Here is a 16,771-nt window from a genome sequence, read left to right as displayed (position 1 = left end):
GCCCGAGGCCCACGCCCCCGTATCCCAATCGGCAGAGGAAACCGCCTTAAAAGCGGCTCAGTCTGGGTTCGAGTCCCAGCGGGGGCACGACGACGGCACCACGCCGGCCTGATCGGCCGGCTGCGGCGCCGTTTCCACGGCTGATTCCAGCCAGGACGCGGGAACACGAGCGGTCACCCGCACGTTGGAAGTCCTGACGGCTGCGTACAGTGGGCGTCGGACGTCAGGCGCGGTCAGGGAGATCGTGCATCAGGCCTCGAGGAGAGACCAACCATGAAGAGCAGCAACCCGGTGTTCGCCCGGTCCGCCGAGTTCAACGGGCGAGCGAACGGCTACGCCAACCAGACCTACCCCGGCCACGGCCAGGACCAGGACTACGGCGACCCCAGCACCTGGGGCACCGGCGTCCCCGGTACCCAGGCTCCGGCCCGCCGGATGAGCATCGACTCCGTCGTGCAGAAGACCGCCGCCACCCTGGGTGTCGTCATGGTCACCGCGTTCCTCACCTGGTGGTGGACCGGCGACCTCGACGGCGCGGTCTCCACCGAGCAGCTCAGCCGCATCTACACCGCCACGATGATCGGCTCCCTCGGTGCCTTCGCGCTGTCGATGGTCAACTCGTTCAAGAAGGTCATCAGCCCGGCGCTGGTGCTCGCCTTCGCCGCCCTCGAGGGTGTCGCCCTCGGCGGCCTCAGCAAGCTCTTCGACGCGCAGTTCGCCGACGGCATCGTCACCAACGCCGTCTTCGGCACCTTCGCCGCGTTCGCCGGCACCCTGGCGGCCTACAAGTTCCTCGGCATCAAGGTCGGTGACAAGTTCCGCAAGGGCGTCATGGCCGCCGTCTTCGGCATGGTCGGCCTCGGTCTGCTCTCGCTGGTCCTCAGCTTCGCCGGCATCAACATCGGCCTCTTCGGCTTCGGTGCCCTCGGCCTGCTCATGTCGGTCGTCGGCCTGGTGCTCGGTGTCTTCATGCTGATCCTCGACTTCGACTTCGTCGAGCAGGGCATCGCCGCCGGGCTGGACGACCGCGAGTCGTGGCGCGCCGCCTTCGGCCTGACCGTCAGCCTGGTCTGGATCTACACCAACCTGCTGCGCATCCTGGCGATCTTCAGCCAGGACTGACCAGCCGCACGACGTCACCCCAGGCAGGGCCCCGGAGAGATCCGGGGCCCTGTCTGCTTCTCCGGGGACGTGCGCTCAGACCGGGGTGGCCCCGGGGGAGGGCTGGTCGACCCCGGGCTCCTCGTCGTCCTGCTGCGGGGTCTCGGCCTCGGGTGAGGGACGGCGTCCGCGGTGGCGCAGCTCCACCCAGCGGCCGCGCAGGCCCCGCTGCGAGCCGGCGACCTCCGTGCCGTCGAGCTCGGTGCCGGTGTGGTGCGCGGCCTCCACCGCGGCCGAGGCCACCGGCATGACCCGTTCGCCACGGCCCGCCTGGGGCGTCGCCTCGTCGTCGGGGACCACACCCAGGGCCGCGAGGGCCGAGGGCAGGAGCACCGCCGCGAGGGACCGGTAGCCCTCCACGGAGGGGTGGAACTGGTCGGGGCCGAAGAAGAGCGCGGGGGCGGCCTCGAACTCGGCCCCCAGGCTGGTGGCCAGGGAGACGCTCCGGCCGCCCTCGTCGACCGCCACGATCGCCTGCGCCGCCGCGATGCGCCGCGACCAGACCCGCGCGACCTGCTTGAGCGGGGGTGGGATGGGCCGCACGGTGCCGAGGTCGGGGCAGGTGCCGACCAGCACCTCGGTGCCGGCGTCGCGGAGCCGGCGCACGGCCTCGGCCAGGTGACGGACCGAGGCGGAGGGCAGCACGGTGTGGGTGACGTCGTTGGCGCCGACCAGGATGACCGCGAGGTCCGGGGTGCTGGGCAGGATCCGGTCGACCTGGCCGCCGAGGTCGGAGGACTTCGCCCCGACCACCGCCACCGAGCGCAGGTGCACCCGGCGGTGGGCCTCCGCGGCCACCCCCGAGGCGAGCGCGGCGCCGGGGGTGTCCTCGACGCTGTGCACGCCGTAGCCGGCGGCGCTGGAGTCGCCGAGCAGGGCGATCCGCAGCGCCGGTCCCGGGCGGCCGCGGCCGTACCAGCCGGAGGCGTCGGGCGGAGCGCCCGTCGTGTTGCCGATGGCCCGCCGGGCGATCCGGGCCTCGACGTTGAGCACGCCGTAGAGTCCCGCGCCCAGCACGGACAGACCACCCCCGCCGAAGGCGGCTGCGGCGGCGAGCTTGCGAGCGGCTGCGGCTTTCCCCACGGCCCCACCCTAATCAGTTCACGGTTGTCCCAGCACTCGGACTAGATTGTCGGGATGCAGTATGTGAACTCGCTCCTCGACCTGATCGGCAACACCCCCTTGCTGAGGCTCTCCACCTCGCTGGGGCCGGAGCTCACGGTGGAGCGTGGACAGGACAGCCCCGGTCCGCTGGTGCTGGCCAAGGTGGAGTACCTCAACCCGGGCGGCTCGGTGAAGGACCGGATCGCGACCCGGATGATCGAGGCCGCCGAGGCCTCCGGGGAGCTCCAGCCGGGCGGCACCATCGTGGAGCCCACCTCGGGCAACACCGGGGTCGGCCTGGCCATGGTCGCCCAGGAGCGCGGCTACAAGTGCGTCTTCGTCTGCCCCGACAAGGTCAGCGAGGACAAGCGCAACGTGCTCAAGGCGTACGGCGCCGAGGTGGTCGTCTGCCCCACCGCCGTGGCCCCGGAGCACCCGGACTCCTACTACAACGTGAGTGACCGGCTCGCCTCCCAGCCCGGCGCCTGGAAGCCTGACCAGTACTCCAACCCGCACAACCCGCGCTCCCACTACGAGACGACCGGCCCGGAGATCTGGGCGCAGACAGAGGGTGCGATCACCCACTTCGTCACCGGGGTCGGCACCGGCGGCACCATCTCGGGGATCGGCCGCTACCTCAAGGAGCGCAACCCCGACATCCAGATCATCGGCGCCGATCCGGCCGGCTCGGTCTACTCCGGCGGCACCGGGCGCCCCTACCTCGTCGAGGGTGTGGGGGAGGACTTCTGGCCCGAGACCTATGACAAGTCGGTGGCCGACCGGATCATCGAGGTCTCCGACGCCGACTCCTTCGCCTTCACCCGCCGGCTGGCCCGCGAGGAGGCGCTGCTGGTCGGCGGCTCGTCCGGGATGGCCGCCTTCGCCGCCAAGCAGCTCGCCGCCGAGCTGGCCGCCGAGGGCCGCGAGGACGCCGTCATCGTGGTGCTGCTGCCCGACTCCGGGCGCGGCTACCTCACGAAGGTCTTCAACGACGCCTGGCTCGGGCAGTACGGCTTCGCCACCGAGGTCGCCGACAGCGACGCCCTGACCGTGGGCGAGGTGCTGCGCGGCAAGTCGGGCCACCTCCCCGCCCTGGTCCACACCCACCCGGGCGAGACCATCGCCGAGGCGGTCCACATCCTCCAGGAGTACGGCGTCTCGCAGATGCCGGTGGTCCGGGCGGAGCCTCCGATCGTGGCCGCCGAGGTCGCCGGCTCCGTCTCGGAGCGTGCCCTGCTCGACGCCCTCTTCACCGGCCAGGCCAAGCTGACCGATGCCGTCGAGCAGCACATGTCACCGGCGCTGCCCACGATCGGTTCCACCGAGGCTGCTCGCCAGGCGGTCCACCTGGTCGAGAAGGCCGACGCGGTGCTCGTCCACGAGGACGGGAAGCCGGTCGGGGTGGTCACCCGGCACGACCTGCTCGCCGTGCTGGCCCGCAGCTGAGGCGGACCTGACGCGCCGGACCCGAGCAGGTGGAGGAGGGGCCGGCGCCGTCAGTCGGCGACCAGCACCCGCTCGTCGTGCGGCGGGAGGGAGTCGGCCTCGGCCCGCACGCCGCCGGGCAGCACCACCCGGAAGGTGTTGTCGAGGGCGTCGTAGTGGACGCTGCCGGACATGGCGGTGATGAGGTCGCGCACCACCGAGAGCCCGAGCCCGGACCCGTGCCGCCCGGTGCCCTCGACGCGGGTGTAGGCGTCGAAGAGCTGCGGCACGAACTCCTCCGGGACACCCGCGCCGGCGTCGGTGACGCTGAACTGCACGAACCGGTCGCCGACCGGGCGGGCGTCGAGGTGCACCGGCTCGGCGCCGTAGTTCTGTGCGTTGCGCACCAGGTTGGCCAGCACCTGCTGGAGGCGCAGCGGGTCGCCCTTCACCCACAGGTGGCGGGCGGTGCTGACGCGGAGGTCCAGGTCGGGGAAGGCCGCGGCGCTCTCGGTCAGCGCTCGCGCCACGTCGACCTCGGTGAGCTGGAGGGAGAGGCCGCCGCGGCCGGCGGTGGCGACGCCGAGCAGGTCCTCGGTCATCAGCGACAGCCGGGTGGCGAGCATGCGGGAGCGGGCGATCACCCGGTCCGCCTGCTCGGGGAGCAGGTCGCCCTCGGCCAGGACCTCCAGGTAGCCCTCGAGACCGGTGAGCGGGGTGCGCATGTCGTGGCTGACCACCGCGACCATGTGCTCGCGGAGCGTCTGGGCCTCGACCAGGGTGTCGTTGTGCTCGCGCATCAGCTCGGCGTGGCGCTTGGCCTCGCCGTAGAGGAAGGTCACCTCCCGGAGCATCGCGAGCAGCACGATGATCGCGGCGGTGAGGGCGAGCGCCCGGGCGCTGTACCAGCCGACGGTCCACCGGGCGTCCGCGGTCAGCACCAGCCACGAGTCGCAGCACGAGGCCACGACCGCGACCAGGGCCCACGTCTCCAGCTCGCCGCTCCGTCCGCGGCGCACCACCCCGACGAGGGCGACGACGAGGGCGGCCATGTTGAGCGCGAAGAGGCGGTAGCCGTGGCTGTCGGCGAAGTCCCCGTAGTCCTGGTCCTTCATCACGTCGGGGAGCAGGTCCACGAAGCGGGTGGCCACGACCACGAAGGCCAGCGCCGCCAGGGCCGTCGCGCCGTGCACCATCGCGGTGCGCAGGCTGCGGCCCTGGGGGCGGGAGAACCAGCGGCGCACCCCGGTCGGCCACGGGGCCAGCGCCGCCGCCACCAGCAGCGGGAAGCCGATGTTCCAGCCCAGCCACAGCCAGGGGGCGCTGGCCTCGGCGGTGCCCAGCACGCCCTCGGGGCCCAGGAAGCCGGGGAAGGTGAGGGCGTGCGCGACCACGCAGATCGCCGACCACACGTAGGCCGCGGAGAGCAGCAGCAGTCGCGCCCCGCCACCGGCCCGGTAGTGCTCGACGAGCATCGTCGAGGTCAGCAGGTGACAGGCGAGGACCAGGGTCAGGAAGGCCGGCATGAAGCCCGTGTTGGGGGCCAGCGGGGTGTCGGCGCGGAGCCAGAGCACCAGCGTCACGACGGGTAGGATCGCTGCCAGCACCAGCGGGGCCCGGCGGGATCCCTGGGGTGCGGTAGGCGGCGGCATAGCGGTCAGTCTGCCGGATCCGCGCCGCCTTGTACCCGAACTACCGGCAACTTGTGGAAGGACGCGCTCTGGACCTGTCCACCGACGTGGTCGTCCTCCTCGCGCTCGCCGCACTGGCGGCGGGGTTCGTGGACGCCGTCGTCGGTGGGGGTGGTCTGATCCAGCTGCCGGCGCTCCTCGTGGGGCTCCCGGGCGCCTCCCCGGTCCAGCTGCTGGCCACCAACAAGCTGGCCTCCATCTGCGGCACCACCGTCAGCTCCGCGACGTACGCCCGCCGGATCCGTCCCGATCCCCGCACCTTCGTGCCGCTGATGGGCGCCGCCTTCCTCGGCTCCGTCGGCGGTGCGCTGGTGGCCGGCCTGATCCCGCGGGAGGCCTTCGACCCCCTGGTGCTGGTGGCGCTCATGGTGGTCGGCGCCTACGTCCTGCTCAAGCCGTCGCTGGGGGGGATCACCGAGCTGCGGTTCGCCGGGCGGCACCACACCTCGGCGGCGCTCGGCACCGGACTGGTGATCGGCTTCTACGACGGGGCGCTCGGGCCCGGGACGGGGTCGTTCTTCGTCTTCACCCTCGTCGGGCTCCTGGGCTACAGCTTCCTGGAGGCCTCCGCCAAGGCCAAGCTCGCCAACTGGGCCACCAACCTGGCCGCACTGGTCGTCTTCGTCCCTCAGGGTGCGGTGATGTGGGGGATCGGCCTGCTGATGGGCGTGGCCAACATGGCCGGGGGCTATCTGGGGGCCCGCACCGCCCTGGGGCGGGGCGCCGCCTTCGTCCGGGTCTTCTTCGTGCTCGTGGTCGGCGGGTTCATCGTCCGCATCGGTGGCGGGGTGCTGGGATGGTGGTGAGGGGCCGGTGACCTCCTACCGCACCCTGGCCGCGGACGCGGAGGCCACCCTCGAGGTCAAGCGGTCGAGGTTCCTGTGCGTCGTGCGCCGGGTGGAGACCGAGGAGGCCGCCCGCGCGGTCGTCGAGGAGGCCCGCCGGGCCCACTGGGACGCCCGGCACCACTGCTCGGCGTTCCGGCTGGGGCCCACCGGAGCGGTGCAGCGCTCCTCCGACGACGGGGAGCCGTCGGGCACCGCCGGCGCCCCGATGCTCCAGGTGCTCCGCGGGCACGGGGTCAGCGACACCGTCGCGGTGGTCACCCGGTGGTTCGGCGGGGTGCTGCTCGGCGCCGGGGGGCTGGTCCGCGCGTACGGCGACGCGGTCACCGCCGCCCTGGACGAGGCCGGCACCGTGGAGCGCAGGCTCCTGGGTGAGTACGCCGTGGAGCTGGACCACGCCGACGCCGGGCGGGTCGAGGGGGAGCTGCGCAGCCGCGGCTTCCAGGTGCTCGACACGGCGTACGGCGACCGGGTGCGGCTCCTGCTCGGCGTCGCGGACCCGGCGCGCCTCGACGTCGCGGTCGCCGAGCTGACCGCGGGACGCGCGTGCCCCGAGCGCACCGGCGAGCGCTGGGTCGACCTGCGGTAGCGCCGCCGGACCTGTCAGGTCAGCCGACGACGTCGTGCAGCGTCCGGGCCAGCCACCGGCTGAGCTCGTCAGGGTCCACTCCCGGATCCCCGAGACGGCGGATCGCCGCGAGGCAGACCATCCGGGCGCAGAGCGCCAGCCAGTCGTCGGGCAGCGGGCTGGTCACCTCTCCGACGGTGCGGCGCGCGGCGATCTCGGCCTCGATCGGCTCGTCCTGGACCGCGAGCCGCACCGACTCCTCCAGGTGGGGCACCACCGCGAGCACGACGTCGCGGTAGCGGGCCCCGAGCCCGACGACCCGCTCGGCCAGCAGCGTGAGCGCGTCGGGCCACGGCAGCGGGCGCATCTCCTCCAGCACGGCGGGGATGACCTGGGCGGCCGTCTCCTGGACCGCCGCCCGGGTCACCGAGTCCCGGTCCGGGAAGTGCCGGTAGACGGTCGCCCGGGTCAGTCCCGCCGCCTCGGCGATCTCCGCGATGCTGGCCTGCGGGTCGTCGAGCAGCACCCGGGCCGCGGCCTCGGAGATCAGCTGCTTGTTGCGTCGTCCGTCGGCTCGCGCCGGCTCCCTCGTCGACATGCCCCCGAGCCTAGGGGGCCAGGGCGGCGCCGTGGAGGGCGTTCTGAGGCGTGGCGGGGCCGACGAGGAGGAACTCGTTGCCCTCGGGGTCGGCGAGCTCGACGCGCGCCGGGGTGGCGTCGAGCACGACCGCCCCGAGCTGCTCGGCCCGGGCGGACTCCTGCGGCACGGAGTCGGCCTCCAGGACCCAGCGCAAGCGGTTGCGACCCTGCTTGGGCCTGACCGGCGGACCGCCCCAGCTGATCTTGGTGCCGCCCCGCGGGGACTGGACGGCTGTCTGCTCGTCCTGGTCCCAGACCAGGGGCCAGCCCAGCAGGTCGCTCCAGAAGAGGCCGACGTCGCGGAGCCCATCACCGGCCAGCGCGCCGATCCGGGCCGTGCCGGCGAGGAACCGGTTGCCCGGCGCGATCACGCAGAACTCGTTGCCCTCGGGGTCGGCGAGCACCACGTGTCCCTCCTCCTCGCGCTGGCCCACGTCGAGGTGACGCGCGCCGCGGCCGAGCGCCAGCTCCACGGTGCGTGCCTGGTCCTCGGCGGAGGAGCTGGTCAGGTCGAAGTGCATCCGGTGCCGCCCGGACTTCGCGGCCTCAGTGGAGACGAAACGGAGGTCGAAGTCGGCCTCCCCCTGACCCGCCAGCGTCGCCGGCTCGGCGGCGGGTTCCCGCCCGAGGAGCGGCCCCCAGAAGGCCGCCAGCTCGCGGGGGCGCAGTGCGTCGAACTCCAACGCGGCGAGGCGAAGGGTCATCGGGAGCTCCTCGAGTCGGGGCAGCCGCCGCGGCGACAGCGTGAGCGGGGGCCTCTGAACAGTGTGCCTCGATAATGAGAGGCGTGTTCCACGTGATGTTCCTCGAGCCCCGGATCCCGCCCAACACCGGAAACGCCATCCGCATGGTGTCCGGGACCGGCGCCACCCTGCACCTGGTGGAGCCGCTCGGCTTCGACCTCTCCGAACCCAAGCTCAAGCGGGCGGGGTTGGACTACCACGACCTGGCCTCGGTGGTGGTCCATCCCGACCTCGACGCCGCCCTGGCCACCCCGGCGCTCGTCTCCTCGCGGGTCTTCGCCTTCACCGCCCACGCGACCCGCTGGTACACCGACGTCGAGTTCCGCCCCGACGACGTGCTCCTCTTCGGCCCCGAGCCGACCGGGCTGTCGCCCCAGGTGCTGGATCACCCCCGGGTCACCGAGCAGGTCCGGATCCCGATGCTGGCGGGCCGCCGGTCGCTGAACCTGTCCAACTCGGCGGCCGTGGTGACCTACGAGGCCTGGCGTCAGCACGGGTTCCCGGGCGCGCAGTAGCCCGGAGCGCGCTGTACCGTTCTCTGGGAGGGTGGGCAGGTGCGAGGGATCGTCGGGGAGTGATCGCCCCGTCGACAACGTGTGCTCTACCTCGGCCGGAGCGTGCCCCGAGGAGCGTTCACCGCTCGAGCAGGCGTTGACGTGGTTGGCTCGAGCGGGTCGGGAGCGGGCTGAACGAGCGGGATAGTCGCCCCCGACCTGCCGAGTCGCGGACGACGCGAACGCGACCCAGTCGTGCGGGATCGAGTGCGCAGTCCCTGACCGCCGGGTCCACATCCCGCTAGCCTGCGGTCATGGTCCTCATCGGTCTCGGCGCTCTGGGCTTCCTCGTCCTCTACTTCGTCGTCCGCGCCGCCGTGACGCACGGCATCCTCGACGCCGACGACGATCGCAGGGAGCGGGAACAGTCGGAGCGGTTCGAGGAGCAGCGCCGGAACGGCACGATGCCGGACGCGCCGACACGGTGAGGCGGCCGCGGCGGGGCAGCACGTCGTTCGTGTGGGTGGCGGGAGTGGCCGCGACCGCTCTGCTGGCGCTCGTGATCTCGTGGGCGATGTTCGGGGCGAATGAGGACGACGACTCGCGCCCCACCGCGCAGCCCACCCGCCCCGCCGACCTGCCAGCGCCGAGCAGCTCACCGCCCGGCGACGAGGCGTCGCCCGGCCGAGGCGCCGTCCGGTTCCACGAGTTCCCCCTGGCCCTGGGTTGGGACGCCTACGGCACCGAGGTCGATGGGCCGAGCCGCAGCATTGCTGGGGTCCAGATGCCGGAGTGGCACCCCCGGGGCGGGGTGCTGTACAGGTCCGGCTACCAGGACACGCTGGCCGCCTCCGCCTCCGGCGCCTTCCCACTTGGCGTTCCCAAAGCCGGTCGTACGTCAGGCCTCACACGCGGACTCCTGGGTTACCCGAACGCGCGAGCCGCGCGCTCCGCCTTCCGGGCACTGGTCGACGCGGTGGCCGACTGGCCCGTCTTCATGGATCCGTACGGAGGGAAGACCGCATACTCCGCCGAGGTGTACGAGTCGATCGACGAGGCGAACGCCGGGCCGAAGACAACGACGTTCACCTTTGCCTACACCTCTTCCGACGCGCCGTGGGGGGTGCTCTACCAGTTCGCGCTCGTCGACGACGTCATCTACGGCAGCGACGTCTACGGCGGATGGACGCCGCAGAATGCAGCCGAACGTGTCGCCGAGCTGGACAAGGAGAACCGGCCGTTGATCAAGCTCCTGCCGCGAATCGAGCGCTCCCCGGCATCGTCGTGATGCCAAGGGGGGCGACTCGGCTTGGCTGTGCCCCGGGCCCCCAGGTGTGCTCTACCTCGGCGGGAACTCGTCGATGACGTTCCCCTCGTCGTCCAGCACCACCCAGCGGCCGAAGCCCTCCGGGTGCTGCCGAGCCAGCTCGGCCAGGCGCGCCTCGTCAGGATCGACGGGCAGGTCAGGGGTGGGCGACGCGACCAGGGTGTAGTCCTCGTAGACGAGGAAGTGCTCGTCCTCCTCCATGCCCAGCGCCGTTGCGCGCACCGCCCGGGCCGCAGCACCGAACTCCCCGAACGGGATGGTGACCATGTCGTCCCACTCCGCGCGGGTCATCAGGATCTCCACGGTTCTGGTGGAGCCGTCCGGGTGCGCGAACGAGACGGCGATGCGTCCTGGCGCGGTCACGGTGGCCGTGCCCCAGTCGTTCAGGAACTCCACCAGGCGCTCCCACAGCCGGTCGTACGTCATGCCGCAGCATGGCAGGTCCGTGGAACAACCCGTGCGGATCGTTCAACGCTATTTCGAAGGGCGAGTCTCAAGCAGCCGGCGCACGAGTCGCTCGATCAAGGCGTAGTCGACCTCGGGGTACGGCAGCTTGAGCGTGCCTTTCGCTCCGGCATAAGGCGCGAGGTCGGCGTCCAGACCAGAGTCGCCTGCCGGTGGCACGGGGACCCGCCGTTCGATCTCCTCCACCACTTCCCTCTGCTCAGCGGGCAGCGATGCGAGGTACTGGTCGACCGACGCGAATTTCGGCATGAGGGCAGTATGGGCTCGGCGACGACGGCAATCTAGGTCCCGTCAATGTGACCGACGTCCCCGTCGACGTACACCCACCGGCCCGCTCGCCGGGCGAAGCGGCTCCGCTCGTGCAGCTGACCACCCTCGAACCGCGCCACGAACTCCACGACCCCCTCGTCGTCCTCGGGTCCGCCGGCGACGACGTCGAGGATCTCCAGACCCGTCCACTCCGTCGGGTCGTCGAGGGTGACGTGGTCGGGCCGCGTCCGCGGGTGCCAGGTGGTGAAGAGGTAGTCGGGCTCGCCGACGACGAAGGCGCTGTAGCGCGAGCGCATCAGCTGCTCCGCCGTCTCGGGCCGCTCGGCGCCGCGGTGGAAGCGGCCGCAGCAGGCGTCGTACGCCGTACCGGACCCGCAAGGACACTTCCGCACCAGCACCCGGCGAGGCTACCGTCCCGTGATGCCCCAGACCTTGCTCGGCGCGGCCCCTACCTGGCTCAGCGTCTTCGTCGACCTGCCCGCGCCGGAGTTCGAGCGCGCTGTCACCTTCTGGCGCGGCGTCACCGGCTACGGCCTCTCGCCGACGCGGGGCGAGGACGACGAGTTCGCCACGCTGGTCCCGCCGACCGGCGACGACCACCTGCGGGTGCAGCGGCTGCGGGAGGGAGAGCCCCGCCTCCACCTGGACCTGCACGTCGCCGACCCGCAGCAGGCTGCGCTCGACGCCCAGGCCCACGGCGCCGAGCCGGTCGCCGACCTCGGCTACGTGGTGATGCGCTCGCCCGGCGGGCTCACCTTCTGCTTCGTCTCCCACCCGGCGACCACGCCGACCGAGCCGGCGACCTGGCGTGGCGGCTCGGGAGGCGTCTGGCGCAGCATGGTCGACCAGGTCTGCCTCGACGTCCCGGCCTCGGCGTACGACGCCGAGTGCGACTTCTGGAGCAAGGTCCTGGGCGTCGCCTGGCAGCAGACGGAGACGCCGGAGGAGGAGTTCCGTTGGTTTCCCCGGATCGGCGCGCTGCGGGTGCTGGTCCAACGGCTGGAGGAGCCAGAAGGTCCGGCGCGTGCCCATCTCGACCTGGGCTGTGACGAACGCGAGGCGGAGGTACGCCGGCACGTGGCGCTCGGCGCCGAGGTCGCGGGCGTCTACGAGGAGTGGACGCAGATGCGCGACCCGGCCGGGTCGGCGTACTGCATCACCGACCACCCGCCCGAGGTGGTCGAGAGCGTCCGGAACCTGGCGCTCGAGCGGCTGCCGCAGGCGAGCCGTGCCGGGGTGGCGGGCGGATAACCCGCTGCGACCGCGGTCGCCACCGCCTACGGTCGTGCCATGACCACGCCTGCGAAGACCGCGAAGCCGACCAAGCCCGCCGCCGCCGACGAGATCACCACCCTGCGTGGGTTCCTCGACCACTTCCGCGCCGTGGTGCGCAGCCAGTGCGAGGGGCTGGACGCCGCCCAGCTCGACACCGCCCTGCCGCCCACCACGATGACCCTCGGCGGGCTGCTCAAGCACCTGGCGTACGTCGAGCAGTGGTGGTTCTCCGTCGTCTTCCACGGTGAGGAGCCGGCCGGGATCTGGGCCGACGTCGACTGGGACGCCGACGCGGACTGGGACTGGCACTCCGCGAGCCAGGACACCCCCGAGGAGCTGCTGGCCCTCTTCGACGCCGAGGTGGCCGGCTCGCAGCAGGCACTCGACCGCGCGCTGGCCGAGGGCGGCCTCGAGCAGCTCGCGCGGCGGGGGCGGCCCGGCGAGCAGGACGGCCTGCGCTGGTCGGGCAGGCAGGTCAGCCTGCGCTGGATCCTGGTGCACCTGATCGAGGAGTACGCCCGGCACGCGGGCCACGGCGACCTGCTCCGTGAGAACGTGGACGGGACCACCGGATTGTGAGCGGCCGGGCTGTGAGCGGCGGGATCCGGCCCGCGACCGACGCCGACTGGCCGGCGATCTGGCCGATCTTCTCCGAGGTGGTCGCGGCGGGGGAGACCTACGCCTACTCGGAGGACCTGACCGCCGACGAGGCGAAGGCCCAGTGGCTGGACCCCCCGCCCGGTGCCTGCGTGGTCCTGGAGGAGGAGGGGGCGATCCTCGGGACCGCCAAGATGGGCCCCAACCGCCCCGGACGCGGCGACCACGTCGGCACCGCCTCCTTCATGGTCGCCTCCGCTGCCCGGGGACGTGGCGTGGGGCGGCGGCTCGGGGAGCACGTCGTGCAGTGGCACCGCGACGCTGGCTTCCGGGCCATCCAGTTCAACGCCGTGGTGGAGACGAACACGTCCGCGGTCGCGCTGTGGCGCTCGCTCGGCTTCCGGGTGGTCGGGACCGTCCCCGGCGCCTTCCGCTCAACCGCGCACGGCTTCGTCGGCCTGCACGTCATGCACCTGCCCCTGGAATGACAGACGCCCGGCCGGCGCCGGGGAGTGGGAGTGGGGCGGCCGGGCGGGCCTGGGGTTCGTGGCGCTTGCGTGGGGTTCGTGGGGCATGCACGGGCCACTAACCCCGTGCATCCCCGCCTGAGCGGGGATCCCAGCAGCGGCCGCCTCAGCGCGGAGGGGCAGCGGGGGCTTGCACCCCGGGTCTAGCGTTTGCACGGTGACGACGTTCGCCCCTGAGGGCCACACAGAAGCACCCGCCGCCCGGACGCTGGGCCAGCTCCGCGAGTCCGGGCACCAGCTCAGGACGCTGCGCGAGGAGGTGCGCGGCAACCTGCTGGCCCGGCTCGCCGCCGGCGAGGACCCGTGGCCAGGGCTGCACGGCTTCCAGGAGACGGTGATCCCGCAGCTGGAGCGGGCGCTGATCGCCGGCCACGACATCGTGCTGCTCGGCGAGCGCGGCCAGGGCAAGACGCGGCTGCTGCGCACCCTGGTCGGCCTCCTCGACGAGTGGACCCCGGTGATCGCGGGCTCGGAGCTCGGCGAGCACCCCTACGAGCCGATCACCCCGCAGTGGCGGCGGGTCGCGGCCGAGCAGGGCGACGAGCTGCCGGTCGAGTGGGTCCACCGCAGCGAGCGGTACGCCGAGAAGCTGGCCACCCCGGACACCTCGGTCGCCGACCTGATCGGCGACGTCGACCCGATGAAGGTCGCGGAGGGGCGCCACCTCGGCGACCCCGAGACCATCCACTTCGGGCTGATCCCGCGCAGCCACCGGGGGATCGTGGCGATCAACGAGCTCCCCGACCTCGCCGAGCGGATCCAGGTCGCGATGCTCAACGTGATGGAGGAGCGCGACATCCAGGTCCGCGGCTACGTGCTGCGCCTCCCGCTCGACGTGCTGGTGGTCGCCAGCGCCAACCCCGAGGACTACACCAACCGCGGGCGGATCATCACCCCGCTCAAGGACCGGTTCGGCGCGGAGATCCGCACCCACTACCCGACCGAGCTCGACGCCGAGCTGGCCGTCATCCGGCAGGAGGCGCATCTGACCGCCGAGGTGCCCGACGCGCTGCTGGAGGTGCTCGCGCGTTTCACCCGGGCGCTGCGGGAGTCCTCCGCCGTCGACCAGCGCTCGGGGGTCAGCGCCCGGTTCGCCATCGCCGGCGCCGAGACGATCGCCGCCTCCGCGCTGCGCCGCGCCACCGTGCAGGGCGAGGACCAGGCCGTGGCCCGGGTGGTCGACCTGGAGACGGCCGTCGAGGTGCTGCACGGCAAGATCGAGTTCGAGACCGGCGAGGAGGGCCGGGAGACCGAGATCCTCACCCACCTGCTGCGCACCGCCCTCGCCGGCACCGTGCGCGAGCGCTTCCGGGGCCTGGACCTCTCCCTGCTGGTCGACGCCCTGGAGGGCGGCGCCACCGTCTCCACCGGAGGCCGGGTCACCGCCCGGGAGTTCCTCTCCGGTCTGCCGGTGCTGGGGGAGTCCGAGCTCTACGACGACATCGCCGCGCGCATCGACGCCGGCAACGACGGCGAGACCGCCTGCGCCATCGAGCTGGCGCTCGAGGGTCTCTACCTGGCCCGCAAGATCGGCAAGGACTCCGACGGTCGGGAGACGGTCTATGGCTGAGCACTCCCGCAGAGCGGCCACGCCGTGAGCCGCTACCAGCGCTACTCCGGCGGCGACCCGCTCGCCCCGCCGGTGGACCTCGCCGAGGCGTTGGACGCCATCGGCCAGGACGTCATGGCCGGCTACTCGCCGGAGCGCTCGATGCACGAGTTCCTGCGGCGCGGCGGCAGCGACCAGCGAGGCCTCGACGAGCTGGGCGCCAAGGTCGCCCAGAAGCGCCGCGAGCTGCTCCAGCGCCACGACCTCGACGGCACGCTGCGCCAGGTCCAGGAGCTGCTGGAGAAGGCGGTGCTGGAGGAGCGCAAGCAGCTGGCGCGCGACACCGAGATGGACGACGGCGACCGCGCCTTCCGCGAGCTGCGCCTGGACAGTCTGCCGCCCTCGCCGTCGGCCGCGGTCAGCGAGCTCTCGTCCTACGACTGGGCCAGCACCGAGGCGCGGCAGACCTACGAGGAGATCAAGGACCTGCTCGGTCGCGAGCTCCTCGACCAGCGGTTCGCCGGGATGAAGGAGGCCCTCGAGGGCGCCGGCGAGGAGGACCGGGCGGCGATCAGCGAGATGCTCTCCGACCTCAACGAGCTGCTGGAGAAGCACGGCCGAGGCGAGGACACCGCTGAGGACTTCGAGCAGTTCATGGGGAAGCACGGCGACTTCTTCCCCGAGAACCCCCAGGACATCGCCGAGCTCCTCGACGCCCTGGCCGCCCGCAGCGCCGCCGCGCAGCGGATGCTCAACTCGATGACCCCCGAGCAGCGTCAGGAGCTCATGGAGCTCTCCGCGCAGGCCTTCGGCAGCCCCGAGCTGATGGAGCAGCTGGCCCGGATGGACGCCAACCTGCAGGCGCTGCGTCCCGGCGAGGACTGGGGCGGCTCCGAGCGCTTCGACGGCGAGGAGGGCCTCGGGCTCGGCGACGGGACCGGGGTGCTGCAGGACCTGGCCGACCTCGACGCGCTGGCCGAGCAGCTGGCGCAGTCCTACGGCGGGGCCCGGCTCGACGACGTCGACCTCGACAAGCTGGCCCGCCAGCTCGGGGACGAGGCGGCCGTCGACGCACGCAAGCTCGCCGAGCTCGAGCGTGCCCTGCGCGACTCCGGCTACCTGCGGCGCAGCTCCGAGGGGGACCTGCGGCTCAGCCCCAAGGCGATGCGGCAGCTCGGCCGCTCGCTGCTGCGCGACGTGGCCACCCGCCTCTCGGGGCGGCAGGGGCAGCGCGACGTACGCCGGACCGGCGCCGCCGGCGAGCTGACCGGCTCGTCGCGGGCCTGGGAGTTCGGCGACACCGAGCCCTGGGACGTCACCCGGACGGTGACCAACGCCGTGCTCCGCACCGCCTCGGGAGGCGGCTCGCCGGGTGCCGGGGTCCGCCTGGAGCTCGGCGACCTCGAGGTGGCCGAGACCGAGGCCCGCACCCAGGCGTGCGTGGCGCTGCTGGTCGACACCAGCTTCTCCATGGCCATGGACGGGCGCTGGGTGCCGATGAAGCGCACCGCGCTGGCCCTGCACCAGCTGATCGCCTCCCGCTTCCGCGGCGACGCGCTCCAGGTGATCGCCTTCGGCCGGCACGCCCAGGTGATGGAGATCGAGGAGCTGACCGCCCTGGACGCCAAGTGGGCCAAGGGCACCAACCTGCACCACGGGCTGCTGCTGGCCAACCGGCACTTCCGCAAGCACCCCCACGCCCAGCCGGTGCTGCTGGTCGTCACCGACGGTGAGCCGACCGCCCACCTGGAGTCGGACGGCGAGGTGTGGTTCAGCTATCCCCCGCACCCGCTGACCATCGCCCACACGGTCCGCGAGCTCGACGCGGCCCGCCGGCTGGGCGCCCAGACCACCTTCTTCCGGCTGGGGGAGGACCCCGGCCTGGCCCGCTTCATCGACTCGATGGCCCGCCGGGTCGACGGGCGGATGGTCTCCCCGGAGCTCGACGACCTGGGCGCCGCGGTGGTGGGCAGCTACCTGGGCTCCCGGGGCCCGGACCCCTCCTACGGCGGCCAGTTCGGCGGCTGGGGCGACTGGGGCGGCGGCCGAGGGTTCTGGGTGGGCGAGGAGTAGTCGCTAGCCTCGGGAGGC

General features: G+C 72.7%; 19 protein-coding genes and 1 tRNA gene. 13 read left to right on the top strand and 7 right to left on the bottom strand.

Annotation, left to right across the window (positions count from 1 at the left end; translation table 11 throughout):
- Positions 1–13: 13 nt before the first annotated feature.
- Together AC3X7R_RS01010 and AC3X7R_RS01005 are read left to right on the top strand one after the other, a co-directional pair.
- Positions 14–87: transfer RNA gene (locus tag AC3X7R_RS01010), tRNA-Leu, on the top strand.
- Between the two features lie 186 nt (positions 88–273).
- Complete coding sequence (locus tag AC3X7R_RS01005) at positions 274–1,122, top strand: Bax inhibitor-1/YccA family protein (protein WP_489963680.1); 849 nt, start codon at positions 274–276, stop codon at positions 1,120–1,122.
- Positions 1,123–1,197: 75 nt separating this feature from the next.
- On the opposite strand, the gene AC3X7R_RS01000 is transcribed toward AC3X7R_RS01005, so the two are convergent.
- A complete protein-coding gene (locus tag AC3X7R_RS01000; protein ID WP_489963679.1) occupies positions 1,198–2,244 on the bottom strand; it encodes an SGNH/GDSL hydrolase family protein in 1,047 nt (348 codons plus the stop codon).
- Between the two features lie 54 nt (positions 2,245–2,298).
- Between AC3X7R_RS01000 and AC3X7R_RS00995 the strand changes: the two genes are divergently transcribed.
- On the top strand, positions 2,299–3,711 hold the full coding sequence (locus AC3X7R_RS00995; RefSeq protein ID WP_489963678.1) for a cystathionine beta-synthase: 1,413 nt from the start codon (positions 2,299–2,301) through the stop codon (positions 3,709–3,711).
- Between the two features lie 50 nt (positions 3,712–3,761).
- Here the strand turns inward: AC3X7R_RS00995 and AC3X7R_RS00990 are convergent, their stop codons facing one another.
- Entirely contained in the window at positions 3,762–5,273 is a 1,512-nt protein-coding gene (locus tag AC3X7R_RS00990; RefSeq protein WP_489963677.1) for a sensor histidine kinase, read from the bottom strand.
- 122 nt (positions 5,274–5,395) lie between these two features.
- Here AC3X7R_RS00990 and AC3X7R_RS00985 point away from each other — a divergent pair, with 122 nt between their 5' ends.
- On the top strand, positions 5,396–6,187 hold the full coding sequence (locus tag AC3X7R_RS00985) for a TSUP family transporter (RefSeq protein ID WP_489963676.1): 792 nt from the start codon (positions 5,396–5,398) through the stop codon (positions 6,185–6,187).
- A 7-nt stretch (positions 6,188–6,194) separates the two neighbouring features.
- Positions 6,195–6,815, top strand: coding sequence for a YigZ family protein (locus AC3X7R_RS00980; RefSeq protein ID WP_489963675.1), 621 nt, complete (start codon positions 6,195–6,197; stop codon positions 6,813–6,815).
- Between the two features lie 19 nt (positions 6,816–6,834).
- Here AC3X7R_RS00980 and AC3X7R_RS00975 read toward each other — a convergent pair whose 3' ends face one another.
- Both AC3X7R_RS00975 and AC3X7R_RS00970 read right to left on the bottom strand, forming a co-directional pair.
- Positions 6,835–7,392 (bottom strand): TetR/AcrR family transcriptional regulator, encoded by a 558-nt coding sequence (locus tag AC3X7R_RS00975; protein ID WP_489963674.1) that lies wholly within the window; start codon positions 7,390–7,392, stop codon positions 6,835–6,837.
- 10 nt (positions 7,393–7,402) lie between these two features.
- Positions 7,403–8,137 (bottom strand): VOC family protein, encoded by a 735-nt coding sequence (locus AC3X7R_RS00970; protein WP_489963673.1) that lies wholly within the window; start codon positions 8,135–8,137, stop codon positions 7,403–7,405.
- An 83-nt stretch (positions 8,138–8,220) separates the two neighbouring features.
- Between AC3X7R_RS00970 and AC3X7R_RS00965 the strand changes: the two genes are divergently transcribed.
- The 3 genes from AC3X7R_RS00965 to AC3X7R_RS00955 all read left to right on the top strand — a co-directional run bounded on the left by AC3X7R_RS00965 (position 8,221) and on the right by AC3X7R_RS00955 (position 9,958).
- Positions 8,221–8,691, top strand: a complete 471-nt coding sequence (locus AC3X7R_RS00965) for a tRNA (cytidine(34)-2'-O)-methyltransferase (protein ID WP_489963672.1) — start codon at positions 8,221–8,223, stop codon at positions 8,689–8,691.
- Positions 8,692–8,984: 293 nt separating this feature from the next.
- Complete coding sequence (locus AC3X7R_RS00960) at positions 8,985–9,158, top strand: hypothetical protein (RefSeq protein WP_489963671.1); 174 nt, start codon at positions 8,985–8,987, stop codon at positions 9,156–9,158.
- Positions 9,159–9,202: 44 nt separating this feature from the next.
- A complete protein-coding gene (locus AC3X7R_RS00955; protein WP_489963670.1) occupies positions 9,203–9,958 on the top strand; it encodes a hypothetical protein in 756 nt (251 codons plus the stop codon).
- A gap of 51 nt (positions 9,959–10,009) precedes the next feature.
- Here AC3X7R_RS00955 and AC3X7R_RS00950 read toward each other — a convergent pair whose 3' ends face one another.
- The 3 genes from AC3X7R_RS00950 to AC3X7R_RS00940 are packed head-to-tail and all read right to left on the bottom strand — an operon-like array spanning position 10,010 to position 11,130.
- Positions 10,010–10,423: a hypothetical protein gene (locus AC3X7R_RS00950; protein WP_489963669.1), complete on the bottom strand. Its 414-nt coding sequence runs from the start codon at positions 10,421–10,423 to the stop codon at positions 10,010–10,012.
- Positions 10,424–10,471: 48 nt separating this feature from the next.
- Complete coding sequence (locus AC3X7R_RS00945) at positions 10,472–10,711, bottom strand: hypothetical protein (RefSeq protein WP_489963668.1); 240 nt, start codon at positions 10,709–10,711, stop codon at positions 10,472–10,474.
- A gap of 32 nt (positions 10,712–10,743) precedes the next feature.
- The gene (locus AC3X7R_RS00940; RefSeq protein WP_489963667.1) at positions 10,744–11,130 is read right to left on the bottom strand and encodes a YchJ family protein; all 387 of its coding nucleotides are present in this window, start codon (positions 11,128–11,130) and stop codon (positions 10,744–10,746) included.
- Positions 11,131–11,152: 22 nt separating this feature from the next.
- Here AC3X7R_RS00940 and AC3X7R_RS00935 point away from each other — a divergent pair, with 22 nt between their 5' ends.
- From AC3X7R_RS00935 to AC3X7R_RS00915, 5 genes are all read left to right on the top strand, one after another.
- Positions 11,153–11,983, top strand: a complete 831-nt coding sequence (locus AC3X7R_RS00935; protein WP_489963666.1) for a VOC family protein — start codon at positions 11,153–11,155, stop codon at positions 11,981–11,983.
- Positions 11,984–12,022: 39 nt separating this feature from the next.
- Entirely contained in the window at positions 12,023–12,586 is a 564-nt protein-coding gene (locus AC3X7R_RS00930) for a DinB family protein (protein ID WP_489963665.1), read from the top strand.
- Between the two features lie 11 nt (positions 12,587–12,597).
- Entirely contained in the window at positions 12,598–13,092 is a 495-nt protein-coding gene (locus tag AC3X7R_RS00925) for a GNAT family N-acetyltransferase (protein ID WP_489963664.1), read from the top strand.
- A 196-nt stretch (positions 13,093–13,288) separates the two neighbouring features.
- Positions 13,289–14,701, top strand: coding sequence for a sigma 54-interacting transcriptional regulator (locus tag AC3X7R_RS00920; RefSeq protein ID WP_489963663.1), 1,413 nt, complete (start codon positions 13,289–13,291; stop codon positions 14,699–14,701).
- A 24-nt stretch (positions 14,702–14,725) separates the two neighbouring features.
- The gene (locus tag AC3X7R_RS00915; RefSeq protein WP_489963662.1) at positions 14,726–16,753 is read left to right on the top strand and encodes a vWA domain-containing protein; all 2,028 of its coding nucleotides are present in this window, start codon (positions 14,726–14,728) and stop codon (positions 16,751–16,753) included.
- Positions 16,754–16,771: the final 18 nt, after the last annotated feature.

Source organism: Nocardioides sp. Z22_16 (assembly GCF_058134365.1).
The sequence above is the reverse complement of the archived record's forward strand: the minus strand, read 5'-3'. Positions and strand labels throughout refer to the sequence as shown.

Coding starts and splice junctions, on each gene's coding strand:
- AC3X7R_RS00945 (WP_489963668.1), bottom strand. CDS start 10,711: ATGCCGAAATTCGCGTCGGTCGACCAGTACCTCGCATCGCTGCCCGCT.
- AC3X7R_RS00950 (WP_489963669.1), bottom strand. CDS start 10,423: ATGACGTACGACCGGCTGTGGGAGCGCCTGGTGGAGTTCCTGAACGAC.
- AC3X7R_RS01005 (WP_489963680.1), top strand. CDS start 274: ATGAAGAGCAGCAACCCGGTGTTCGCCCGGTCCGCCGAGTTCAACGGG.
- AC3X7R_RS00970 (WP_489963673.1), bottom strand. CDS start 8,137: ATGACCCTTCGCCTCGCCGCGTTGGAGTTCGACGCACTGCGCCCCCGC.
- AC3X7R_RS00995 (WP_489963678.1), top strand. CDS start 2,299: ATGCAGTATGTGAACTCGCTCCTCGACCTGATCGGCAACACCCCCTTG.
- AC3X7R_RS00930 (WP_489963665.1), top strand. CDS start 12,023: ATGACCACGCCTGCGAAGACCGCGAAGCCGACCAAGCCCGCCGCCGCC.
- AC3X7R_RS00935 (WP_489963666.1), top strand. CDS start 11,153: ATGCCCCAGACCTTGCTCGGCGCGGCCCCTACCTGGCTCAGCGTCTTC.
- AC3X7R_RS00975 (WP_489963674.1), bottom strand. CDS start 7,392: ATGTCGACGAGGGAGCCGGCGCGAGCCGACGGACGACGCAACAAGCAG.
- AC3X7R_RS00960 (WP_489963671.1), top strand. CDS start 8,985: ATGGTCCTCATCGGTCTCGGCGCTCTGGGCTTCCTCGTCCTCTACTTC.